The organism is Streptomyces sp. CB01201 (assembly GCF_002803085.1).
Taxonomy (GTDB): domain Bacteria; phylum Actinomycetota; class Actinomycetes; order Streptomycetales; family Streptomycetaceae; genus Streptomyces; species Streptomyces hundungensis.
The window spans coordinates 1-22,815 of record NZ_NNBJ01000033.1 but is presented as its reverse complement, the minus strand read 5'-3'; the positions used below and the strand labels follow the sequence as shown (position 1 = coordinate 22,815).

Genomic DNA, 22,815 nt, shown 5'->3' with positions numbered 1-22,815 from the left:
CCGAAGGGACGAGCCATGGTGAGAGCGGCCGGTCGGTCGACGCCCGTTCGGTCACTCGGCCACCGGGTCAGTGCAGGGCGACCTCCGGTTCGGCTGCCTGGAGCACCTCGACCTCCGTCTCCTCCCGCTGCTTGCCGAAGTGGTTGAAGGCCAGATTGAGGACGATGGCCACCACGCAGCCGGTCGATATCCCGGAGTCGAGGACGACGAGGACCTGGTCGGGGAAGGCGTGGTAGAAGTCCGGCTTGGCGATCGGTATCAGGCCGATGCCGACCGCCGCGGCCACGATCAGCGCGTTCTCGCCCTTCTCCAGGGCCGCGGTCGACAGGGTCTGGATGCCGCTGGCGGCGACCGAGCCGAACAGGACGATGCCCGCGCCGCCGAGTACCGGCAGCGGCACCAGGGAGATGACCGAGGCCGCGACCGGGGACAGGCCGATCACGACGAGGATCAGCCCGCCGGTCGCGACGACGAACCGGCTGCGCACCTTGGTCATCGCGACGAGCCCGATGTTCTGGGCGAAGGCGCTGGCCATGAACCCGTTGAAGAGGGTGCTGAGGACCGATCCGAGGGTGTCGGCGCGCAGCCCGGCGGCGATGGTCTTCTGGTCGGCCGGGCGCTCGACGATCTTGCCGAGGGCCAGCATGTCGGCGGTGGACTCCGTCATACAGACCAGCATCACGATGCACATCGAGACGATGGCGGCGACGTCGAACTGCGGGGCGCCGAAGTGGAACGGCGTCGGGAAGCCGACGACGTCCGCGTTCTTGATGGCGTCCAGGCTGGTCTTGCCCATCGGGATGGCGATGATCGAGCCGGCCACCAGGCCGAGCAGGATCGCGATCTGCTGCATGAACCCGCGCAGCAGCTTGCGCAGCGCGAGCACGATGACCAGGGTGATCGCGGCGAGCCCGAGGTTGGAGAGCGAACCGTAGTCGGAGGCCTTGTCATTGCCTCCGGAGGCCCAGTTGAAGGCGACGGGAAGCAGTGAGACGCCTATCAGGGTGATCACGGTGCCGGTGACGACCGGCGGGAAGAAGCGGACGAGATTGCCGAAGTAGGGCGCCGCCAGGAAGCCGAGCAGTCCGGCGACGATGATCCCGCCGAGGATGACGGGGATGGCATTGGCGCCGTGTTCCTTGCCGATGGCGATCATCGGGCTGACCCCGGCGAACGAAACCCCGTTCACGAAGGGCAACTTGGCGCCGATCTTCCAGATCCCGAGGGTCTGGAGGAGCGTGGCGAGCCCCGCGGTGAACAGGCTCGCGGCGACCAGGAAGGCGGTCTCCTTGGTGTCGAGCCCCACGGCGGGGCCGACGATCATGGGCGGGGCCACCACGCCCGCGTACATCGCGGCCACGTGCTGGAGGCCACTGGTGAACATTTTCAGCGGGGGGAGCGTCTCGTCGACCGGGTGCTTCTCGCCGGTCTGGGCGGAGTTGACTGCGAAGTTGCGAAACCTGGGCTGTGCGGCCACGGCGGTTCCTCCGGTCGGTTACACGTCGGCGGTGGACGCGGGTGTCTTGGAGGTGGTGCGTTGTGGTGCGTTGAGCAGCTGGAACAGGTGGTGCGAGGCAGTACGGACAGCACGGCTCGGCTGTCGGATGGTGCGGGGTGGCGCCGGACGGTTGGGGATGGGACCGAACGGGTGCGGGTGGTACGGGCGTTGCCGGCCGCCGGATGGTTCTCCGGTCGGGCGGCGATCGCCGTCGAGGGTGCCGGACGGTGCGGACGGAGCGCGCACGGCGCCTCCGGTGGTGCTGGACCGGTCGGCGCGGCTGGCGTCAACTCGCGGTGTCCGTGCGGGGGTTGGCACGTCTCACCGTTCCGGGGGGTGCGTACGTCCTTGTAGTACGCACCCCCCGGTCCAGCTGCCGTGGGCCCCGCTCGGGTCCACGGCGACCGGCCGAGGGCCGTCCCCCTCGGCCGGACTCCTTGGGGTCAGGCCTGCGCGGCGATCCGGGCGAGGCGCTGGGCCTCTTCGCGGGTCGCGACGGCGATGGCGTCCTCGTCGACCGTGGTGAGACGGCTGTTCTCGACGATCTGCTTGCCGTTCACGAACGAGGCGGTGACCGGGGCCGCCGCGCCGAAGACGAGCGCGGTGACCGGGTCGGCGATGGAGGCGTGGGCGAGGGTGTCCAGCTTCCACAGCACGAAGTCGGCGAGCTTGCCCGCTTCGAGGGAGCCGATGTGGTCGGCGCGGCCGAGCACCTGGGCGCCGCCGTAGGTGCCCAGGCGCAGGGCCTGGCGGGCGTTGAGCGCGGCCTCGCGGTGCTGGGCGTTGAGGCGGTTGATGAGGAGCGCGTTGCGCAGCTCGGTGTGCAGCTCGCCCGACTCGTTGGAGGCGGTGCCGTCCACGCCGAGACCGACCGGGACGCCGGCCTTCAGCATGTCCGGGACGCGGGCGATGCCGGCGGCGAGGCGCGCGTTGGAGGACGGGCAGTGGGCGACGCCGGTGCCGGTGCGGGCGAAGGCGGCGATGTCGGAGTCGTTCATGTGGACGCAGTGCGCCATCCACACGTCACTGCCGAGCCAGCCGGTCGACTCGAAGTAGTCGGTCGGGCCCATGCCGAACAGCTCCTTGCAGAACTGCTCCTCCTCCACGGTCTCCGAGCCGTGGGTGTGCAGCCGTACGCCCTTGGCGCGGGCCAACTCGGCTCCCTGCTTCATGAGTTCGGTGGAGACCGAGAAGGGCGAGCAGGGGGCGACGGCGACCTGGGTCATCGAGCCGAAGGAGGCGTCGTGGAAGCGGTCGACGGTCTCGGCGGTCGCGGCGAGCGCACCGTCGAGGGTCTCGACGGCGAAGTCCGGCGGCAGGCCGCCGTCCTTGACGCTGCGGTCCATGGAGCCGCGGGCCAGCGTGAAGCGCACGCCCATCTCGGAGGCCGCGCCGATGATCGCGCCGGACAGGTCGCCGGAGTTCTGGGGGTAGACGTAGTGGTGGTCCATCGCGGTGGTGACACCACCGCGGGCCATCATCGCGAGCGAACCCTGGGCGGCGACGCGGCCCATCTGCTCGTCGATGCGCGCCCACGTCGGATAGAGGGCGACCAGCCAGTTGAAGAGGTTGTGGTCGGTGGCCAGACCACGCGTGATCCACTGGTAGAAGTGGTGGTGCGTGTTGACCAGGCCGGGGGTGACCAGGTGGCCGGTGCCGTCGATGCGGCGGACCACGTTTTCCAGGCCCTTCGGGGCCTGGCCGGCTCCGATCGACTCGATCTTGTTGTCGGCGACGACCAGGTAGCCGGAGGCGTACTCGGTGTCATTCGCGTCCACGGTGGCGATCGCACAGTTCTCGATGACGATGCGCTGGGGGGCTGCCGAAGGTGCCATGGTGCTTCCTTCTCGGTTCAGTGGCGGCTGTGACTTGGGCACGGCAGGACCCTACGAGGATTTGAGTGCCGGGACCGCGACGCGGCTCCGGGTGCCGAGATGGTGGAAGAAGAGGTTGAGCAGGACCGCGGTGAGCGCTCCCGCGCTGATGCCGGACCCGAGCACGGTCTGTGCCCAGGCGGGGAAGTCGGCGTAGAAGGTGGGCGCGGCGAGCGGGATGATGCCCGCCCCGAGTGCCACGGCGACCAGGATGATGTTGGAGCTGTCGTCGAGCCCGGCCTCGGAGAGGGTACGGATACCGCTCACCGCGATCGAGCCGAACAGCACGATTCCGGCGCCGCCGAGTACGGGCATCGGGACCAGGGAGACGACCGCGCCGAGCACCGGGAAGGCGCCGAGTACGAGCAGGGCGCAGCCCGCGACGGCGACAACGTACCTGCTGCGTACGCGAGTCAGCGAGACCACGCCCACGTTCTGGGCGAACGCGCTGGTGGGGAATCCGCCGAAGACGGGTCCGAGCAGCGTGGCGATGCCGTCGGTGCGCAGGCCGCGGGCGATGGTCCGCCCGTCGGTGCGGCGCTCGCAGATCTCGCCGATGGCGAGCATGCCGGCGCTGGACTCGGTCATCAGGACCAGCATCACGATGCACAGCGACAGGACGGCCGCCGGGTGGAACTCGGGGGCACCGAAGGAGAAGGGCGTCGGCAGGGCGGCGACGGGCGCGGACTTCATGGCCGCGAAGTCGGCCATGCCGAACGGGATCGCGGCGAGCGTGCCGATCAACAGGCCGAGCAGCAGGGCGACTTGGCGCAGGAAGCCGCGGCCGAAGCGCTGGAAGAGCAGGATCACGCCGAGCGTGAAGGCGGCGAGCGCCAGGTTCTTCATGGACCCGAAGTCGGCGGCGGTCTTGTCGCCGCCCTGGGCCCAGGAGACGGGTACGGGCATCAGCGTGACGCCGATGAGCGTGATCACGACACCGGTCACCAGCGGCGGGAAGAAGCGCAGCAGCCGGCCGAAGAAGGGGCCGACCAGGAGGCAGAAGACTCCGGCGACCATCACCGCGCCGTAGATGGCGGGGAGTTGATGGCCCTTGGCGCTGGTCTCGGCTATCGCGAGCATGGGCGCGATGCCGGCCGACGAGGCGGCGTTGACGAACGGCAGCCGGTTCCCGGCGAAGTTCGCGAGGCCGATGGTCTGCAGGACGGTGGCGAGCCCGGCGATGAGCAGGCTGGCCGCGATCAGACGGGTCTGTCCCGCGGTGTCCAGGCCGACGGCCTGGCCGATGATGAGCGGAGGGGTGACGACGCCCGCGTACATGGCGGCGATGTGCTGGAGCGCGGCGGGGACGAGCCGCGAGGCAGGAAGCTTTTCGTCCACCGGGTGCACGGCACCTTCAGGTGGGGTGGGACATGGGCCGTCGGCTGGTGCCGGCCCCATTGCAGGCTGTGCCATGAGATTCCCTCCGGTCTGGCCGGCCCCCGCCCGACTGCGGGCGGGCGGGGGCGGGCTCAGTGCCGCGTCAGAGGTTGGTCATGTCGACCGGGATCTGCGGCTCGACGCCGTCGCGCAGGACGGTCGCCTCGATCAGACCGTACGGACGGTCGGCCGCGAAGTAGACCTCGTTGTCGTTCTTGAGCCCGAACGGTTCGAGGTCCACCAGGAAGTGGTGCTTGTTCGGCAGCGAGAATCGAACCTCGTCGATCTCGGACCGGTTGTTGATGATGCGCGAACCCATCTGGTACAGGGTCTGCTGGAGCGAGAGCGAGTACGTCTCGGCGAAGGCTTGGAGCATGTGCTTGCGCACCTGCTCGTAGGACTTCTCCCAGTTGGGCGCCTTCTGCTCGTCGTCGCTCCAGTTGAAGCGCCAGCGGGCGGAGACCTGGGTGGCCAGGATGCGGTCGTACGCCTCCTGGAGCGTCGTGTACTTGTCCTTGACGTAACCCCAGAACTCGGAGTTCGTCGAGTTCATCACGACCAGGTCCTTGAGGCCCGAGATGACCTCCCACTTCTCACCGTCGTAGGTGATCTGGGTGACTCGGGTCTCCTGGCCCTTGCGGACGAAGGAGTGCTTGACGTCGTCGGAGCCGATGAACTTCGAGTTGGCCTCGGAGGTCGCGATGCGCTCCCAGGAGTACTCCTCGATGCGGATGCGCGCGACCTTGATCGGCTCCTGCGAGGTCACGAAGTGCCGCGCGAGGTGGATGCCGAACTGCTCGGCGGACTCTATGCCGTACTCCTTGGCGAACGCGTACACCGTGTTCTTGGTGGTGTCCGTCGGAAGCACGTTGGCGTTCGAGCCGGAGTAGTGCACGTCCTCCATGTCGCCGGACAGGGCGACCGAGACGTTCAGGTCCTTGATGTGGTGCGTGTCGCCGTCCCGCGTGATCTTGACGACGCGGTTCTCTGCTTTGCCGTACTGGTTCTGGCCGAGAATCGTGGGCATGTCTGCTAGCTCCCTCGGTAAACGGAGTAGCCGAACGGGTTGAGCAGCAGCGGTACGTGATAGTGCTCGCCCGGGGTGACGGCGAAAGTGATCGCCACCTCCGGGAAGAACGCACCGCTGTCCCTTACGCGGGGGGCGTCCTGCTGCGCCTCGGCTTGCTTCACTGGCTTGATTGAACGCGTGAAGTACTGCTCGACCTCGAAGTCGAGCCGTACGTGGGTGGTGCCTTCCGGCAGGGCCGGCAAGTCCTTGCAGCGCCCGTCCGCGTCGGTCGCGGAGCCACCGAGCGCGGTCCACTGGGCGTCGGAGCCCGAGCGGGCCGCGAGCTTGATGGCGACACCCTCGGCGGGGCGTCCGATGCTGGTGTCCAGGATGTGCGTGGACACCGAGGCGGTGGTCGCGGTGCTCATCAGTCCTTGTCCTCTTCTACGAGACGGGTCAGCCGGATTCGGTTGATCTTCCCGAGTTCGGTGCGCACGATCTCGCGCTCCTCCTCGGCGGTGTTGCCGATCCGGGTCTTTACCGCATCGCGCATCTGCTCGCCGGTGGCACCGGTCGCGCAGATCAGGAAGACATGACCGAACTTCTCCTGGTAGTCCAGGTTCAGTTCGAGCAGCTCGGCCTTGAGAGCCTCGGAGGCCCCGGCCATTCCGCGCTGTTCACGTGCGGAGGTGGGGTCACCGGGCTTCGGCCGGCCGATCGGCGGGTGCCCGGCCATCGCCTCTTCCAGGTCCTCCGCGGTCAGCTCGGCCAAAGCGGCGTCACTGGCGCTGAAGAGGTCCTCCGCGGTGGCGTACGGGCGCTGGGCGAGCAGCTTGCTCCCCCACGCCGAACTGGCGCACACCTCGTGGAGCGCGGCGAGGGCCGCACTGTCCTGTGAGGTGTTGAACCGGGCGAGGCCCGGTGTCGAAGTCGAAGTCACGGCGGCCTCCGTGGCCTTGGTGCTGAACGGGCTGCGGATAGCTAACGCCCTCCGAAACATCCCGTCAACACTTTGTTGAAAACTTGGGGTTACAAAAACCGCCGCCCGGTGTCCGGACGGCGGTTTGTTGCGTTCGAGGGGTGCCCGAGCGGGTACCCAGCGTGCTCGTTCAGTCGCCCTTGGCGGTGTTTTCCCTGTTCAGATCCCTGTTCAGGTAGTTGTACACGGTGAACCGGCTGACCCCGAGGGCCGAGGCGACGGTCTCCACACCGTGCCGCACGGAGAAGGCGCCGCGCGCCTCCAGGGTCCGTACGGCCGACTGCTTGGCCTTGCGGTCGAGGGAGGCGAGCGGCATCCCGTGCCGGCGCTCCATGGCGGCCAGGATGTGGTCCAGGGAGTCGGAGAGCTGCGGCAGCCGCACCGCCACCACGTCCTCACCCTCCCAGGCGAGCACCACGTCGTCGGGGGCGGCGTGGCCCGGCGGCAGGATCTCGGCGCCCATGGCGTCGACGAGCGGCTTGACCGCCTGGATCAGCGGGTGCTCGCCGGAGCGGGCGGCCCAGGGCGGGCCGGCCGGAGCGGCGTGAGCGGGGGGCTCGGCCGGAGCGGCGGCCCCGGGAGGCTCGGTCGGAGCGGCGGCCCCGGGAGGCTCGGTCGGAGCGGCGGGAGTGGTGGGTTCGGTCACTTCTCGTCCTCCCCGATCACATTGACCTGGAGCGAGACCCGGGTGGCGCCGGCCGCGAGCGCGCTGCGCAGCAGCTCGTCCACGGCGGTCAGCACCTCGTCGGCGCCGCCTTCCGCGGTGTTGCCGAAGGGGCCGACGTCGACCGCGTCGAGCCGGGCCGCCTGGATCACATCGCGGGCGACCACGGCATGCGGCGGCGCCTCGTCGAGATCGAAGGGCTCGGTCGTGAACTCCACTCTCAATCGCACGCGCTCAACCTACTGCGAGCAGGACGAAATCCGGGAGGCCCCCTTGACAAGCCCGCCGGTCCCGCTGCAACCTTCCATCAAGCAGAAAACAACTTCCGCAATACGGAAGGAGCGCACACCCCTCATGGGATACTCGGACCAGCGCTTCGATGTGAACCTCTCGATCCTCTTCACGGAACTCCCGCTCCTGGAGCGTCCCGCGGCCGCGGCCGCGGCGGGCTTCACCGCGGTCGAGCTGTGGTGGCCCTGGATCGAGACCCCCACCCCCGCCCAGGCCGAACTCGACGCCCTCAAGAAGGCGCTCGACGACGCCGGCACCCAGCTGGTGGGACTCAACTTCTACGCCGGCGCCCTGCCGGGGCCCGACCGCGGCGCGCTGTCGATCCCCGGTGCGGAGTCGGACCGCTTCCGCGCCAACATCGAGGTGGCGGCCGACTTCGCCGCCTCGGTCGGCTGCAAGGCGCTCAACGCGCTCTACGGCAACCGCGTCGACGGCGCGGACCCGCAGGTGCAGGACGCCCTCGCCCTGGAGAACCTCGTCCTGGCGGCCCGCGCGGCCGACCGGGTCGGCGCGATCCTCCTCGTCGAGACCCTGAACAAGCCGGAGTCGCCGCTCTACCCGCTGGTGAGCGCCCCGTCCGCGATCGAGGTCGTGGACAAGGTCAACGCCGCGACGGGTCTGGGCAACGCCAAGTTCCTCCTCGACATCTACCACCTGTCGATGAACGGGGAGAACGTCGCCGAGGTCATCGAGGCGTACGCCGACAAGACCGGCCACGTGCAGATCGCCGACAACCCGGGCCGTGGCGCGCCGGGCACCGGCTCGCTGCCCCTCGAAGAGCTGCTCGACCAGCTCAAGAAGGCCGGTTACGACGGCTGGGTCGGCCTGGAGTACAAGGCCGCCGACGCCGCCGCGTCCTTCGAGTGGCTCCCCGCCGAGGCCCGCGCGGCCCGCTGAGGCCGCCCGCCGGGCCTCAACTTCTCGACGCATTAAAGCTTTTAGGAAGGCAGCACCCTCATGAGCAACCTCCCCAAGATCGCATGGGTCGGCCTCGGGATCATGGGCTCCCCCATGTCCGAGAACCTGATCAAGGCCGGCTACTCGGTCACCGGCTTCACCCTGGAGCAGGACAAGCTGGACCGCCTCTCGGCGGCCGGCGGCACCGCGGCCGGCTCGATCGCCGAGGCGGTCGAGGACGCCGACGTGATCATCACGATGGTTCCGGCGTCCCCGCAGGTGGAGGCCATCGCGTACGGTGAGGCCGGCATCCTGGCCAACGCGAAGAAGGGCGCGCTGATCGTCGACATGTCGTCGATCACCCCGCAGACCTCGGTCGACCTCGCGAAGAACGCCGCCGAGAAGGGCCTGCGCGTCCTGGACGCCCCCGTCTCCGGTGGCGAGGCCGGCGCCATCGAGGCCGTTCTGTCGATCATGGTGGGTGGCGAGCAGGCCGACTTCGACGCCGCGCTGCCGATCCTGGAAGCCCTCGGCAAGACCATCGTCCTGTGCGGTCCGCACGGCTCCGGCCAGACGGTGAAGGCCGCCAACCAGCTCATCGTCGCGGTCAACATCCAGGCCTGCGCCGAGGCCGTCGTCTTCCTTGAGAAGTCCGGCGTGAACCTCGCCGCCGCCCTGGACGTCCTCAACGGCGGTCTGGCCGGCTCGACCGTGCTGACCCGCAAGAAGGACAACTTCCTGAACCGGGACTTCAAGCCCGGCTTCCGGATCGACCTGCACCACAAGGACATGGGCATCGTCACCGACGCCGCCCGCAACGTGGGTGCCGCCCTTCCGGTCGGCGCTGTCGTCGCCCAGCTGGTGGCCTCGCTGCGCGCCCAGGGCGACGGCGGCCTGGACCACTCCGCCCTCCTCCGTGCCGTCGAGCGCCTCTCGGGCTCGCAGGTCTGACCCTTCCGGGTCCCCCAGATTTCCGGGCGGCGGCGGCGCTGACACCTGTCCTGTCGCGCCCAGGCGCCGCCGCCGCCCGGAAGCTCACACTTCATTTTCAACAAACTGTTGACGTTCCGTTCCGGACGAATTTACGCTCACGGAACCGCGGAACAGTCAGCGGTGCAGCTCCAGTACGGAAGGTCACGATGTCGAAGCGCGTGCTTACGACCGAGTCCGGCGCCCCCGTCGCCGACAACCAGAACTCCGCCACCGCCGGCGTCGGTGGCCCCATCCTGCTTCAGGACCAGCACCTCCTGGAGAAGCTCGCGCGCTTCAACCGTGAGCGCATCCCGGAGCGTGTGGTGCACGCCCGCGGCTCCGGCGCGTACGGCTACTTCGAGGTGACCGACGACGTCACCGGCTTCACGAAGGCCGACTTCCTCGGTGAGGTGGGCAAGCGCACGGAGACGTTCATCCGCTTCTCCACCGTGGCCGACTCGCTCGGCGGCGCGGACGCGGTCCGCGACCCGCGCGGCTTCGCGCTGAAGTTCTACACCGAAGAGGGCAACTACGACCTCGTCGGCAACAACACCCCGGTGTTCTTCATCAAGGACCCGATCAAGTTCCCCGACTTCATCCACTCCCAGAAGCGCGACCCCTTCACGGGCAAGCAGGAGCCGGACAACGTCTGGGACTTCTGGGCGCACGCCCCCGAGGCCACCCACCAGGTCACCTGGCTCATGGGCGACCGCGGCATCCCGGCCTCGTACCGTCACATGAACGGCTACGGCTCGCACACCTACCAGTGGACGAACGCACAGGGCGAGGCCTTCTTCGTCAAGTACCACTTCAAGACGAACCAGGGCGTCCGCAGCCTGTCCTCCGAGCAGGCCGCCGAGCAGGTCGGCAAGGACGCGAACAGCCACCAGACGGACCTGCTGCAGGCCATCGAGCGCGGCGTGAACCCGTCCTGGACGCTGTACGTCCAGATCATGCCCGCCGCCGAGGCCGCGGACTACCGCTTCAACCCGTTCGACCTCACCAAGGTGTGGCCGCACAGCGACTACCCGCTCCAGCGCGTGGGCCGTCTGGTCCTCGACCGCAACCCGGACAACGTGTTCCAGGAGGTCGAGCAGTCGGCCTTCTCCCCGAACAACTTCGTCCCCGGCATCGGCCCGTCGCCCGACAAGATGCTCCAGGGCCGCCTGTTCGCCTACGCGGACGCGCACCGCTACCGCCTGGGCGTCAACCACACCCAGCTGCCGGTCAACTCCGCGAAGGCGGCCGAGGTCGACAACTACGGCCGTGACGGCCTGATGGCGACCCGCAACGGCCGCCGCACGGACAAGAACTACGAGCCCAACTCGTACTCGGGTCCGGCCCAGACGGACGCCGCCCTGTCGGCCCCGCTGGCCATCCACGGCTACACGGGCACGCACGCCGCCCCGGCCCACGTGAAGGACGACGACTTCTTCCAGGCCGGCGAGCTCTACCGCCTGATGTCGGACGACGAGAAGGCGCGCCTGATCGCGAACATCGCCGGCGGCCTGTCGCAGGTCTCCCGCGACGACGTCATCGAGAAGAACCTGGCCCACTTCCACGCCGCGGACGCCGAGTACGGCAAGCGCGTCGAGGAGGCCGTCCGCGCCCTGCGCGAGGACTAGTCGTCCGGTTCAACCTCCAGACCGTGCAAGGGATTTGACGGGAGGTCAGATTCTTTGCACAGTCCGATCCGCCGACCCGGATGAGGGGTGGTCGGCGGATATGGACACCCTGAGGATCGCGGCGGTACGGCGATGCCAGTGCGGTGGTCAAGGTGTGTGCGTCCCCCTTCCTGACCTGAAGGAAGGGACCCGTCGCCCACGCCAATCGCCCACCGCCGCGATCCCAGAACCTCCCCCAAGTACTCCGCCCGGCGGTGCGAACGTCCTGTCGCGCCAGCCTCGTTCCGCCGGGCGGTAACAACTCCACAGCCAGGACGCTGGGTTCGGTTTACGGTCCCGAACCGAGCGCCCGATGATCAAGGCCCTACCTGCACGTTCAGGTGGGGCCTTGATCTTTGCCCGGAGGGCCCTCCAGTACATCGAGGACCTGGATCGGAGTCCGTGTAGGCATAGGCCGTGTCATAGGCGTGGGCGACGTTCTGAGGCAGCGACGGCGAGTCTGCCCGCTCCCAGCGCCCGTACACGGGCTGGTGCTGCGGCCGGGAAACCTCACCAGGATCGTGTTCCAGCTCGTTCCATACGTAGCACCAGGAGCAGAACCACCGCTCCTTGACTCGCAAGTCGCACGCCATTCGCGGTTCCGCTGCCGCTGCCTGCCGCATCTCGTGTCCACACACATGGCATGTCACAGCTGGATCCTGTCATGGTGACTCCACGCGTACCGTCGGCAGCAGCATCCCGAGCCAACCCGCATTCCGTTAGGGGTTCTAAGCCGCCCCGGCCGCGCCCCGGGCCCTTACCGCCGCTGCCCACTCGACAAGCAGCCGCTCGTACTCCGCGCGCTCGGCATCCGTCCACGGCCCCCGCGCCGCGAGCTCCCGCATCTCGTCATTGATCACCGAGGCAGGCCGTGCGGGGCCACGGTCGGCAGGAGTCGGAGGCATAGGCCAAGGCTACCGAGCAGCCCCCGCCCGCCACCGCCTAGGATCCGGCCATGACGATTCGCGCAGTGGTATTCGACGTAGGTGAGTGCCTCGTAGACGAGACCCGCGAGTACGGCACATGGGCCGACTGGCTCGGCGTACCCCGCCACACCTTCGCCGCCATGTTCGGCGCCGTCATCGCCCAAGGGCGCGACTACCGCGAGGTGTTCCAGGAGTTCCGGCCCGGCTTCGACCTGTACGAGCAGCGCCAGGCGCGCGCGGACGCCGGCCGGCCAGAGCACTTCGACGAGACCGACCTTTACCCAGACGTCCGGCTCGCGCTCGCGCAGCTCCGCGCCGACGGCCTGTGGCTTGGCATCGCCGGGAACCAGACCGTACGCGCGGGCGGCATCCTCCGGGACCTTTTCACCGAGGACGTTGACCTGATCGGCACCTCGGACGACTGGGGCGCCAGCAAGCCCGACATCGAGTTCTTCCACCGCGTGGCCGCGGTCGTGCCGTTCACCACCGACGAGATCTTGTACGTCGGTGACCGCGTCGACAACGACCTCCGCCCCGGCAAGCTGGCGGGCATGCACACCGCGCTCATTCGGCGCGGGCCGTGGGCCACGATCCAGTGGAACACCGAGGAAGCGAAGAGCCTGCCGACGATGCGCGTCTACAGGCTCACCGAACTCCCCGAGTTGATCGCGAAGTTCAACGCAGAGCGCTGACCGTCGTCGTCCACCCGTACAGCTTGTCGTCGAGGTCGCGGACGCACTGCTCGTGCTGGTGCGGAGCCAGCGTGCGCCGCACCTCACGGATCCGGTCCATGCCCGTGGCGTACCAGGTGATCCCGAGCTGGTCGAGGGCCAGGCCCGCATACCGGCACGCCTCCTCAGGCCGGCCGGCCGCAGCCTCCACCGCCGCGAGGTCACCGAGGATCACGGTGCGCTGCTTGTCCGACTCCGGCGGCAGGTCTTCCAGGACTCGGGTGAGCGTCTCGCGGGCCTGCGGCACGTGCCCGGCTTTCAACTGGGTGTTGCCCTTGAACGCGGCAAGACGGGCGGCACTGAACCAGTCCAGCCAGTCCGGCGACGCGTGCTCCGATCCGGCCGTAAGTACGTCCTCGCCGTGGCCGATGAGGTGCAGCGCGGTCCGCGTGTTCCCGCACAGGGTCTCGCACTCCGCCTCGACCGCGTCCAGCCAGGCCAGGAGTTCCGCGCTGGCCGGGCCGCGCCGCGCGTAGGTCCTCGCTGCGATCATCCGCTCGACGGCTTTCTCTCGCTCGCCTGCCCACCCGGGGATGAACGCAGTGTGCGCTAGGACGGCAGCGCCGAGGAGCGGATCGTCTGCCTCCCCCGCTGCCTGGAGTGCGCGCAGGAGGGTGGAGTCGGCGGAGTCCGGGGCACGCAGGTCGAAGAACTCGACGCGTCCGGCAAGGAGGTAGCTCTCGGCGAGCGCCACGGCTACCGCCCTGCGGGTGTCCCCCGCCGTCTCGGCGAGCAGGGCGCAGCCGAGCCGGGCATGAGCGAGTACCGACGGGTGCAGTTCAGCAGGGGCAACGGACCAGTACATACGGCGGTGCGACCGAGTGACGGCAGCGAAGTCGGCTGCCACGGTGGCCGGTTGCATGGCCGCCTGCGCCTGCGCCGGAACGGTGGCGAGGCCGAGCGCGGCGATCGCGCCGCCGACGACTACGCGCCGCGAGGGATCGGGGCGCGCCTCGTCGCGTCCGTCGGGCGGAGTGAAGCCGAGTGCCTGCATGTCCTGGCCCAGGAGGCGCGTGAGCGCGCGTTGGCAATCCGGGTGTGGCCAGGGCGGGTTGGTCGATTCCCAGCGTCGCAGCTGGCGGGTGCCGACCGACAGGCCGAGCTTGGTGAGGGCATCGGCGAGGGCTTGCTGTGAGTTGTATCCGGCTGCCACGCGGGCGGCTCGGAGTCGTGTGTTGCCGGCGGAGCGCGGCACGGTTCACCTCCGGTGCGTTGGTGCCTTCAGTGTCGTCACAGGTCCGGTTGATGGCTAGGTCTCACCCGGATGAGTTCACGAAGGTCCGCTTTCGTGAGCGCGAAAGCCCCTTAAAAGTCCTCGTGTTGACCCGGATCCGGGGCCACTCTGGTCTCTCGCCCGGACAGGGGACGAAGCGAGGAGCCAAACCGATGGACACCATTCCGACAGGGCCGCCCGCCGTAGGTGGGTGTGCACTCCATGCCGCGGGCGTCGACTGGGACGCGGTCCGCGTGCCTCGTGTCCTCGGCCTCACTGCTCTCGACATCATCGGACCCCGATCCGGTGCCGCCATCGACGACGGGCACGGCCCGTACTGGTTCCTCCCGTCCGGCGCGGGCCACGACTGGGACGGACAGAGCACCCGGCTCCTGGCCCGCGGCAGTTCACTCACCGTCCCCCCTGCCCGTCGGACGCAGGGGCCGGGCCCCACTGGCGGATCTGCCCGGGTGACACGAACTGGCACACCGAGCCTGCGGCTCTGCGCCGCCCTTGAGGACGCGCTCGACACGGGAACGCGTGCCAGGAGCGCGAAGCAGGAGGCGTCGTGAGCACCACAGCCGATGGCACCCAGAGAGAATCTGTCGCTACCTGGCTGGCCGAGAGCCTCAACACTCCCGGCAACGCCCACCGTCAGTGGGCGCAGACCACAGTTGCCGGCCTCGCACTCGGCCGGCGGTTCGCCGCTGTGCGGCTGGCGGATCAGCTGGTGTGCGCGGTGGCGGTACGCGCGCCGGCCATGACGACGCCATCCGCCGTACTAGGCGCCCTGGGCGGCCCCGTCATCCACGCTCCGCACAGCCGCCGGTTCTACGCCCTGGTCCCCGCCTCTCCACCCGGGCACGTCCTTGGCCCGCACGCCGAGTACCTCGGCCTCGGCTGCTTCCTCGGCGTGCCGCGGGTAGGCGACGACCAGCCCGACGAGCTCGCGAGCTACTGGTTCGTCCCCATGGCCAGGCCGGGCGCCCTGTGTGATCCGATCCGCGTGCTCGACTTGGTCGAGACGGGTACGGCCGTGCTCAGCAAGATGGCCGAGGCATGAGCCAGACACAGACACCCAGCGCCTACGTCACCCCGGAGTGCCGCGAGGCCCGCACCCTCTTCTGGCGCGACGGACACCTACTCTGCCCCGGCCCGTTCGAGGTACGGCCATCGCCGAATGCCGTCGCCATAGAGGTTCTGCGCTGCGCCTGCTCCTGCCACGACGGCAAGCACTGACTCCCCGCCCCAGCTGAAACTGCCTGGCAGGACCGTGGCCGGGACGGGGCCAAGCACCTCCCCTCAACCAACGGAGGCATCACGTGCACCAGATGACAGCACGAACCCTTCTCTCCGACGCTCAGTTCAACGAGGTCCGAGCGACGATCCTCGACAACAACCCGGGCATGGAGCCCGACCTCGCGTCCCGCATCCTCACCGACGCGCTCGCATTCGTCGCGGCTGCATCCGCACGCGGCGGCCGCGGCATGGTACCGAGCCGCGTCGTCGACGAAGGCTGGCACGCCCTGATCCTGCACACCGGCCTCTACCAGAACCTCTGCGCACTACTCGGCGGATTCGTCCACCACACCCCCGAACGCCCCGACCCGGGCCGCTTCGACTCGGCCGTTCTGGCGCGGACCATCGCCGCGATCGAGAGCGCCGGGTACAGCGTGGACACCGATCTGTGGGGCGCGCCCGACGCAGAACTCGTCTCGGTGGCTGCCAAGTGCCAGCACTCCGACGACGGCGGTCCGATCGTCATCATCCCCAAGCCCAAGGGCTGACACCCCCTACGCTGTGCGGCAGGAGGTAGGCATGGACAATCAGGAGTGGACGGACCCTCGGTACGCCGAGCTCGTCGAGGACTGGCGACGCGCCCAGCCGGATCGCCGTCCAGCCAGGAGCTGGCGACGGACGCAGGACGAAGAGCCGAGTCCTGTTCGGGGCTTCCTCGTACCGAGGTCCGAAGCCTGACGATCATCTGCCCCGGCCACTAGCGCCCACTCGGTGTGGCCGGGGATTCCTACTGCCTCACGAGGTCTGCGAGTGGGACGCCGATCGCGTCGGCGATGAGGACGAGGGTGTCGAGGACGGGGCTCGCGTGACCCTGCTCGATAGGTGGGTATCAGCCACAGATCCCCCATAGAGCGGCCCTCTTGGTCCAGCCCCCCCAGACGAACGGGAGTGGCCAACGGTGCCCCTGCCGAACGGCGGTGGCACCGGCATGTTCCCATGTGCGCGAACAGGCCGATTCGCACTCATGCGTTGGGGCGCCTGGGCACCGCCAATCCGCCGTGTTCCCACGGGAACAGCGGTCCGCAGTCGGGGGCTTCGGGCGTCATTGGACGTCATCGAACTGCACCGCGATGTCAGCGTTTTCGGCATAACCGCAGGTCACAAAGGGGTCAAAAAAATCTAGTTACGGTCCCGAACCGAGCGCCCGATGATCAAGGCCCCACCCGGTTGGTACGGGTGGGGCCTTGATCTTTGAGCGCCCGACCGCACCCGGGCACCCCCGGGGAGAGCGACCGCGTCACCACTTCGGGGTATTCCGTCGCGAGCCGCGGATGCCGGGCGTGCCGGTGGGCTCAGTCTGGTCCCCGGGGCTCACCCCACGGTGCCGCCCGTTCCGAACGACCACCCCCGGAGGGGTCTTGAAGACCGAGTCGTCCAAACGCCTTGCTCTGCCGCTGGCTTGGGGGCTGGGGGCGGCGGCCCTCGTCACCGTCGCCGCGCCCGCCGCCGCGCAACCGCACCTCGCGCCGGCGCGGGCCGCGGCCAAGCGCGTGGTGCTGACGAACGCCGACGACGGCCGGAGCGTTGTCCTGGCGGCCGGTGACGACGTGGAGGTCAGGCTCACGGGGGCGCGCTCCCAGGGGCTCACCCATGCCTGGAGCGTTCCGCAGGCCAAGGACGCCGACACGCTGCGGCGGACCGTCGGCGGCGCGTCACCGGGAGGCGGCGCCCAAGCCGTGTTCCACGCGGAGAAACAGGGCGTCACCACGCTGACCGCCGCCCGCTCCTGCCGCCCGGACCCCGGACGCGTATGCCCCACGGTCGTCGTGCCCTGGAAGGTGACCGCCGAAGTGAGGTGAGACCCGGCGCACCCGGGCCGCGCACCCGGGCCGCGCACCTCCCCGCACCCCGGCCGCGCACCCCGGCCGCGCACCTCCCCGCGCCCGGTGGCCTCGCCGTCGCACCCCGGCCCCCGCCCGCCGCGTCGGGGCGCCCCAACCTTCCGCCTCTACAACCCAGTTGAGCCCTCGTCAAACGGGCGGCAGCACAGTGCGGCGCCATGCACAATGAGGCATGACCACGAAACTTGTGTCCGCCGCCGCCCTGCCCCTTGTCGACGCCCAGCCCGTTGTCGCGGCGCTCCCGGTCGGCCACCGCCGCAGAGGACTCGCCGCCCGGGCCGCCGCCCAGCACGCCGGCCGCACCCCTGAGGCCCTCCGCCGCGTCACCCTGACCGCCGACACCGTGCCGTCCGCTTCCGCATTCCAGTCCGCGCTGTAGTGGCGTCGGACCGATATGTCCGGTCGAGCGCCTAGGATCGGCCTCGATGATTGAGACCATCGTCCTCGACATAGGCGAAACACTGGTGCGCGACGACCGCTACTGGGCGTCCTGGGCCGACTGGATCGGCGTCCCGCGGCACACGCTCGCCGCGCTCGTCGGCGCGGTCGTCACCCAGGGCGGCGACGCGGCGGACGCCCTGCGCATGCTCAAGCCCGGCATGGACGTGCGCGAGGCCCATCTGGCGCGGGAGGCCTCGGGGCGGGGTGAACACCTCGACGAGACCGACCTGTACGACGATGTGCGGCCCGCCCTGGGCGGGCTGCGCAAGCTCGGTGTCCGCGTCGTCGTCGCCGGGAACCAGACCGTCCGGGCCGGCGAGCTGCTGCGGGGCCTCGACCTGCCCGCCGACCTGGTGGCGACCTCCGACGAGTGGGGCGTCGACAAGCCCCGGCCCGGCTTCTACGAACGGGTGTTGGAGGCGGCCGGGTCGGCGCCGCACCGGACCGTGTACGTCGGCGACCATCCCGTGAACGACCTGTTCCCCGCCAAGGCGGCGGGACTGCGCGTCGCCCATCTGCGGCGCGGGCCGTGGGGACACTGGTGGGCGGACGACCCGAAGGTCGTCGCGGCGGCGGACTGGCGGATCGATTCCCTCACCCAGCTGGCGTCCATCGTCGCCGACGAGGCATCGGACACCGACTCGCCGGGCTCCTAGGGCCGGTACGAATGGCGAGGCGGCGGGACCGGTCGCCCCGGCCCGCGCACGGCCGAGCGGCGCGCGGCGGTTCCCCGTACGCCCCCCTCGGAGCCTCGCGCGGGATTCACCCGGACGGGCAGCCCGCAGGAGGGTTCGCGCGGGTGCCCAAGGGGGCTCGGACACGCCCCCGGGCCGGACCGCGTGTGCGGTCCGGCCCGGGGCTCTCCCCTGGGGGCGAGGTCTAGAGCTTGTCCATGCGGGTATACGGACTCACGATTCGGGCCTGGCGGGAGCCGAAGTCGACGAGCATCGCGACGCCGTCCTCGACCCCAATGATGGTGCCCAGGCCGAACTGGTCGTGTGTGACCCGGTCTCCTAGGACGAAGTGCTTGGCCGCCGGGGCGTCCGGGGCTTTGAAGGGGCTGGTGGGCAGGTGGCGCCGGGGCGCGGATGGCTTCGTCATCGTCACCCCAGTATGCGCCGCGAAAGGGCCCGAAGGGCAGGCCCGCCGGGTGACGATGGGGAATCGATCCGATATCTCCGTGCACCAGAACGCCTCCCGGTGCGAAAATCGTCATGAATTGACACGCAACCACGGGGTTGCCAGTGTGGTTGCCGAGGTATGCCACCGACGACCCCCCATCGGCGCACGAGAACTGCCGGGCGTCCCGGGAAGCCCTCCGGAGGTGCGCGTGGACGACGTCTTCAGGGCGCTGGCCGACACCAGCCGGCGACGCCTGCTCGACCGGCTCCGGACGCGGAACGGGCAGACGCTCCGGGAGCTGTGCGAGGGGCTCGCCATGTCGCGGCAGGCGGTCAGCAAGCACCTCGCGGTCCTTGAGGCGGCCCGTCTGGTCACCTCGGTGCGGGGCGGCCGGGAGAAGTTCCACTACCTCGACCCGGCCCCGATCCGGGAGCTGTCGGAGCGCTGGATCGGCCAGTACGAGAGCGGCGGGCCCAACCGGCCCGCCCGATGGAAGCGGAGCCTGGAGGAGAAACCCCTCATGGACAAGGCCGAGTTCGTCTACGAGATCTATATCGAGACCACCCCCGAGCGCCTCTACGAGGCCCTGACCGACGCCGAGTTCGCCCAGCGGTACTTCGGCGGCTGGGGGCCCAGGTCCGACTGGCGGGTGGGCTCGCCGGTGCTGTGGAAGATGGGTCCGGAGGGGGCGTACGAGGATCTGGGCCAGGCGGTGATAGAGGCGGTGCCGGGCCGCAAGCTGGCGTACACCTGGCATCGATTGCAGCCGATGCACCGTCAACTCTTCGACAGCGAGGAGGAGTTCGAGAGCGCGCGCACCGAGCAGTCCCAGGTCGCCTTCGACATCCTGCCCGCCGATCCGGCCTCCCTCGGCGTGAAGCTGACCATCACGCACGACGGATTCGAAAGCGCGGAGAGCGAGATGCTCAAGGGGGTCAGCGACGGCTGGGTGATGATCCTCTCCACGCTCAAGACTCTGGTCGAGCGCGAGGCGCGGTAGCCGTACGGTCGGGCGGCACGGGCGGGCGGGAAGGCGTCAGGTCGCACGTCCGGCCTCCGCTCCCCAGTGCGGGGGAACGGAGGCCGGACCGTTTCATGGGTGGCTCCGGGGTCCCGGCCCGAAGGCCCTGACCCCGGGAGCCGCGGCTCAGGAAGCCGTCAGGGGGCGGATCGCGGTCGGGGCGTGGCCCGGCTCGGTGGCCAGCTCCTCGAACTCGCTGATGTCGCTGATGTCGTTGGTGCGGCTCATCGAGATGTTCGTGATCCGCTCCAGGATCGCCTCGACGACGACCGGGACACGGAACTCGGCGGCCAGCTTCTTGGCCTCCTCGAACGCGGGCAGCAGCTGGTCCGGCTCGGTGACCCGGATGGCCTTGCAGCCCAGGCCCTCGACGACCTTGACGTGGTCGACGCCGTAGACGCCCAGCTCCGGGGAGTTGATGTTCTCGAACTCCAGGTTGACCTGGAAGTTGATGTCCAGGCCGATCTGCGCCTGACGGATCAGGCCCAGGTAGGCGTTGTTCACGAGAACGTGGACGTACGGGATCTTGTGCTGCGCGCCGACCGCCAGCTCCTCCAGCATGAACTGGAAGTCGTAGTCGCCGGACAGGGCGACGACCGGGACCTCGGGGTCGGCGGTCGCGGCACCGAGCGCGGCCGGGATGGTCCAGCCGAGCGGGCCGGCCTGGCCGCAGTTGATCCAGTTGCGCGGCTTGTAGACGTGCAGCATCTGCGCGCCGGCGATCTGCGAGAGGCCGATGGTGGTGACGTAGCGCGTCTCCGGGCCGAAGGCCTTGTTCATCTCCTCGTAGACCCGCTGCGGCTTCATCGGCACGTTGTCGAAGTGGGTGCGGCGCTGGAGCGTGGACTTGCGCTCCAGGTGGGATGCGACCCAGGCCGAGCGGTCGGGCAGCTTGCCGGCGGCCTTCAGCTCCTTGGCGACCTCGACGAAGAGCTCCAGGGCGGCCTTGGCGTCGGAGGCGATTCCGTAGTCCGGCGCGAAGATCTTGCCGATCTGGGTGGGCTCGATGTCGACGTGGACGAACTTGCGGCCCTGGGTGTAGACGTCGAGCTTGTAACCGGTGTGGCGGTTGGCCCAGCGGTTGCCGATGCCCAGGACGAAGTCCGACTCCAGGAACGTCGCGTTGCCGTAGCGGTGCGAGGTCTGGAGGCCCACCATGCCGGCGTTCAGCTCGTGGTCGTCCGCGATGGCGCCCCAGCCCATGAGGGTGGGGATGACCGGAGTGTTGGTGATCTCGGCGAACTCGACCAGCAGGTCGGAGGCGTCCGCGTTGATGATGCCGCCACCGGCGACGATCAGCGGGCGCTCGGACTCCAGGAGGAAGCCGATGGCCTTCTCGATCTGGGCCCGGCTGGCGGCCGGCTTGTAGACCGGGAGCGGCTGGTAGGTCTCCGGGTCGAAGTCGATCTCGGTGAGCTGGACGTCGATCGGCAGGTCGATGAGGACCGGGCCGGGGCGGCCGGAGCGCATCAGGTGGAAGGCCTGCTGGAAGACGCCGGGGACCTGCGCGGCCTCCAGGACGGTCGTCGCGGCCTTGGTGACCGGAGCCGCGATCGAGGCGATGTCGACCGCCTGGAAGTCCTCCTTGTGGATCACCGCGACCGGGGCCTGGCCGGTGATGCAGAGGATCGGGATCGAGTCGCCGATCGCGGAGTACAGACCGGTGATCATGTCGGTGCCCGCGGGGCCCGACGTGCCGATGCAGACCCCGATGTTGCCCGGGTTGGAGCGCGTGTATCCCTCCGCCATGTGGGAGGCGCCTTCGACGTGGCGGGCGAGCGTGTGGTCGATGCCACCGCCCTCCTTGAGCGCCCGGTAGAAGGGGTTGATCGCCGCGCCCGGCACGCCGAAGGCGTGGCTGACGCCTTCGAGCTTGAGGATCTCAACTGCCGCTCGGGCAGCGGTCATACGAGGCATGGGGTGCTCCTGCTTCGGCCGGCGAAATCGGCTCGGGCGCGCCGCCTGGCCGCGCCACCTTCAAACCGAATTCCGTAATGCGGAAGTTTCATTCTGCTATGTGGAAGCAATGTAGGACGGCTTCGCCAGCGCGTCAAGGGAGGGCCGGGATGCGCGAATCGGCCACACCGCGGACGCGGTTGATGGACCATGGACGGCGGAGCCCCTGGAAGAGCCACCGGGGACTCCGCCCGGCGTGGAGCGCGAGCCGTGCGGTGACCCCGCACGGCGGCCCTCGCGCGGGCCGCGTCGTCAGAGAGGTGGGGGCCGGTGAACGGGGACGGCGTGCCGCTGCGGTGCCCCGCCTGTCGGCGCGATCACGTCTATGTGCCGCCGGCCTACCCCTGCGCCTGCGGAGCCCCGCTCGCGCCGCCGATCCAGCGCGGCGCCGCACCCTTGCCGATCACCCATCGCACCTGGACGGACACCTGGGTCACCGTGCGCTGCCGGGCGTGCGGGCGCCAGAGCCAGTGGCCGCAGCCCGAGCTCGGCTGCTCCTGCGGGACGGTCCTGAGAGTGCCGGTCCGCCCGGTCACGGCGCCGCCCGGACCGACGGCCGCGGAGCGGGGGGCACGGACCGGCCGCCCCGCGGGGGTGCCGGTCCGTGCGGCGTTCCGGCCGCTCACGATCCGTACCGCGCGCGACGCGGTGACCGCGGCCGGGCTCTATCTGACCTGGCTCGGCTTCGGCGACGTCCTGCACGCCGAGCCGCCCCCGGCCTCCGGCATCGACCTGCGCGGACGGGGTCTGGTGGCCCAGGTGGACCCCACGACCCGGCCGGCCTCGCTCAAGGCCGTCGAATGCCTGTGGCTGCACGCCATGACCATCCCGGCCCGCAGCGTCCACTTCTCGCTCGCGGGATACGCGCCGGACGCCCGCCGCCGCGCCGACGAGCTGCACGTCCCGCTGTTCGTCCTGGACCTCACGGGCACGCCGCAGCCGGTGAACGGCGCGGCCCGGGATCTGGTCTCGACGGGCGCCTAGGCCGTGTCCGTAAAGTCGATGGTTCGTTGCTCCGTTCGTGGTGCGTCGACATGAAC

25 protein-coding genes are annotated in these 22,815 nt (G+C 69.7%); 13 read left to right on the top strand and 12 right to left on the bottom strand.

The annotated features are described in order from the left end of the window. Positions 1-67: 67 nt before the first annotated feature. The 8 genes from CG740_RS38480 to CG740_RS38445 all read right to left on the bottom strand — a co-directional run bounded on the left by CG740_RS38480 (position 68) and on the right by CG740_RS38445 (position 7,631). Complete coding sequence (locus CG740_RS38480) at positions 68-1,477, bottom strand: nucleobase:cation symporter-2 family protein (RefSeq protein WP_234376748.1); 1,410 nt, start codon at positions 1,475-1,477, stop codon at positions 68-70. A 464-nt stretch (positions 1,478-1,941) separates the two neighbouring features. Then, positions 1,942-3,333: an 8-oxoguanine deaminase gene (locus CG740_RS38475; protein WP_100579976.1), complete on the bottom strand. Its 1,392-nt coding sequence runs from the start codon at positions 3,331-3,333 to the stop codon at positions 1,942-1,944. A 51-nt stretch (positions 3,334-3,384) separates the two neighbouring features. Then, complete coding sequence (locus CG740_RS38470; protein ID WP_100579975.1) at positions 3,385-4,785, bottom strand: nucleobase:cation symporter-2 family protein; 1,401 nt, start codon at positions 4,783-4,785, stop codon at positions 3,385-3,387. Between the two features lie 67 nt (positions 4,786-4,852). Further along, the gene (gene pucL, locus CG740_RS38465; RefSeq protein WP_100579974.1) at positions 4,853-5,776 is read right to left on the bottom strand and encodes a factor-independent urate hydroxylase; all 924 of its coding nucleotides are present in this window, start codon (positions 5,774-5,776) and stop codon (positions 4,853-4,855) included. A 5-nt stretch (positions 5,777-5,781) separates the two neighbouring features. Further along, on the bottom strand, positions 5,782-6,186 hold the full coding sequence (gene uraH / locus CG740_RS38460) for a hydroxyisourate hydrolase (protein ID WP_100579973.1): 405 nt from the start codon (positions 6,184-6,186) through the stop codon (positions 5,782-5,784). Further along, on the bottom strand, positions 6,186-6,698 hold the full coding sequence (gene uraD, locus CG740_RS38455) for a 2-oxo-4-hydroxy-4-carboxy-5-ureidoimidazoline decarboxylase (protein ID WP_199846710.1): 513 nt from the start codon (positions 6,696-6,698) through the stop codon (positions 6,186-6,188). Before uraD ends, uraH begins: the two co-directional genes overlap by 1 nt. A 169-nt stretch (positions 6,699-6,867) precedes the next feature. After that, positions 6,868-7,200 carry a helix-turn-helix domain-containing protein gene (locus CG740_RS38450; RefSeq protein ID WP_100580003.1) on the bottom strand — a complete coding sequence of 111 codons (333 nt, stop codon included), beginning with the start codon at positions 7,198-7,200 and terminating at the stop codon, positions 6,868-6,870. A gap of 179 nt (positions 7,201-7,379) precedes the next feature. Further along, positions 7,380-7,631 (bottom strand): hypothetical protein, encoded by a 252-nt coding sequence (locus CG740_RS38445; protein ID WP_100579971.1) that lies wholly within the window; start codon positions 7,629-7,631, stop codon positions 7,380-7,382. Between the two features lie 124 nt (positions 7,632-7,755). On the opposite strand from CG740_RS38445, the gene CG740_RS38440 reads away from it, so the two are divergent. The 3 genes from CG740_RS38440 (at position 7,756) to CG740_RS38430 (ending at position 11,186) form a co-directional block, all read left to right on the top strand. After that, a complete protein-coding gene (locus CG740_RS38440) occupies positions 7,756-8,589 on the top strand; it encodes a TIM barrel protein (RefSeq protein ID WP_100579970.1) in 834 nt (277 codons plus the stop codon). 60 nt (positions 8,590-8,649) lie between these two features. After that, positions 8,650-9,540 (top strand): 2-hydroxy-3-oxopropionate reductase, encoded by an 891-nt coding sequence (locus CG740_RS38435; RefSeq protein WP_100579969.1) that lies wholly within the window; start codon positions 8,650-8,652, stop codon positions 9,538-9,540. A gap of 188 nt (positions 9,541-9,728) precedes the next feature. Continuing rightward, entirely contained in the window at positions 9,729-11,186 is a 1,458-nt protein-coding gene (locus CG740_RS38430) for a catalase (protein ID WP_100579968.1), read from the top strand. A gap of 767 nt (positions 11,187-11,953) precedes the next feature. On the opposite strand, the gene CG740_RS40635 is transcribed toward CG740_RS38430, so the two are convergent. Continuing rightward, the gene (locus CG740_RS40635) at positions 11,954-12,130 is read right to left on the bottom strand and encodes a hypothetical protein (protein ID WP_199846709.1); all 177 of its coding nucleotides are present in this window, start codon (positions 12,128-12,130) and stop codon (positions 11,954-11,956) included. A gap of 50 nt (positions 12,131-12,180) precedes the next feature. Here CG740_RS40635 and CG740_RS38425 point away from each other — a divergent pair, with 50 nt between their 5' ends. Continuing rightward, positions 12,181-12,843: an HAD family hydrolase gene (locus CG740_RS38425; protein ID WP_100579967.1), complete on the top strand. Its 663-nt coding sequence runs from the start codon at positions 12,181-12,183 to the stop codon at positions 12,841-12,843. Here CG740_RS38425 and CG740_RS38420 read toward each other — a convergent pair. Beyond that, positions 12,827-14,077 (bottom strand): transcriptional regulator, encoded by a 1,251-nt coding sequence (locus CG740_RS38420; protein WP_100579966.1) that lies wholly within the window; start codon positions 14,075-14,077, stop codon positions 12,827-12,829. The two genes, CG740_RS38425 and CG740_RS38420, sit on opposite strands and share 17 nt — an antisense overlap. Before the next feature lie 191 nt (positions 14,078-14,268). On the opposite strand from CG740_RS38420, the gene CG740_RS38415 reads away from it, so the two are divergent. The 7 genes from CG740_RS38415 (at position 14,269) to CG740_RS38385 (ending at position 18,332) form a co-directional block, all read left to right on the top strand. Next, entirely contained in the window at positions 14,269-14,667 is a 399-nt protein-coding gene (locus tag CG740_RS38415) for a hypothetical protein (RefSeq protein WP_234376747.1), read from the top strand. Beyond that, a complete protein-coding gene (locus tag CG740_RS38410) occupies positions 14,664-15,158 on the top strand; it encodes a hypothetical protein (RefSeq protein WP_100579965.1) in 495 nt (164 codons plus the stop codon). The genes CG740_RS38415 and CG740_RS38410 overlap by 4 nt, the downstream gene beginning before the upstream one ends. Further along, positions 15,155-15,334 (top strand): hypothetical protein, encoded by a 180-nt coding sequence (locus CG740_RS40125; RefSeq protein WP_159030552.1) that lies wholly within the window; start codon positions 15,155-15,157, stop codon positions 15,332-15,334. Before CG740_RS38410 ends, CG740_RS40125 begins: the two co-directional genes overlap by 4 nt. A 92-nt stretch (positions 15,335-15,426) precedes the next feature. After that, positions 15,427-15,882: a hypothetical protein gene (locus tag CG740_RS38405; protein WP_100580002.1), complete on the top strand. Its 456-nt coding sequence runs from the start codon at positions 15,427-15,429 to the stop codon at positions 15,880-15,882. An 870-nt stretch (positions 15,883-16,752) separates the two neighbouring features. Continuing rightward, complete coding sequence (locus CG740_RS38395) at positions 16,753-17,193, top strand: hypothetical protein (RefSeq protein WP_100579964.1); 441 nt, start codon at positions 16,753-16,755, stop codon at positions 17,191-17,193. 214 nt (positions 17,194-17,407) lie between these two features. Continuing rightward, positions 17,408-17,614, top strand: a complete 207-nt coding sequence (locus tag CG740_RS38390) for a hypothetical protein (protein WP_100579963.1) — start codon at positions 17,408-17,410, stop codon at positions 17,612-17,614. Between the two features lie 46 nt (positions 17,615-17,660). Further along, the gene (locus tag CG740_RS38385) at positions 17,661-18,332 is read left to right on the top strand and encodes an HAD family hydrolase (protein WP_199846708.1); all 672 of its coding nucleotides are present in this window, start codon (positions 17,661-17,663) and stop codon (positions 18,330-18,332) included. A 223-nt stretch (positions 18,333-18,555) separates the two neighbouring features. On the opposite strand, the gene CG740_RS38380 is transcribed toward CG740_RS38385, so the two are convergent. Next, positions 18,556-18,777, bottom strand: a complete 222-nt coding sequence (locus tag CG740_RS38380; protein WP_100579962.1) for a hypothetical protein — start codon at positions 18,775-18,777, stop codon at positions 18,556-18,558. 229 nt (positions 18,778-19,006) lie between these two features. On the opposite strand from CG740_RS38380, the gene CG740_RS38375 reads away from it, so the two are divergent. Beyond that, positions 19,007-19,798: an ArsR/SmtB family transcription factor gene (locus CG740_RS38375; protein WP_100579961.1), complete on the top strand. Its 792-nt coding sequence runs from the start codon at positions 19,007-19,009 to the stop codon at positions 19,796-19,798. 147 nt (positions 19,799-19,945) lie between these two features. Here the strand turns inward: CG740_RS38375 and gcl are convergent, their stop codons facing one another. Continuing rightward, positions 19,946-21,736, bottom strand: coding sequence for a glyoxylate carboligase (gene gcl, locus CG740_RS38370; RefSeq protein WP_100579960.1), 1,791 nt, complete (start codon positions 21,734-21,736; stop codon positions 19,946-19,948). 309 nt (positions 21,737-22,045) lie between these two features. On the opposite strand from gcl, the gene CG740_RS38365 reads away from it, so the two are divergent. Then, positions 22,046-22,759: a hypothetical protein gene (locus tag CG740_RS38365; protein ID WP_100579959.1), complete on the top strand. Its 714-nt coding sequence runs from the start codon at positions 22,046-22,048 to the stop codon at positions 22,757-22,759. The last annotated feature ends 56 nt before the right edge of the window (positions 22,760-22,815 follow it).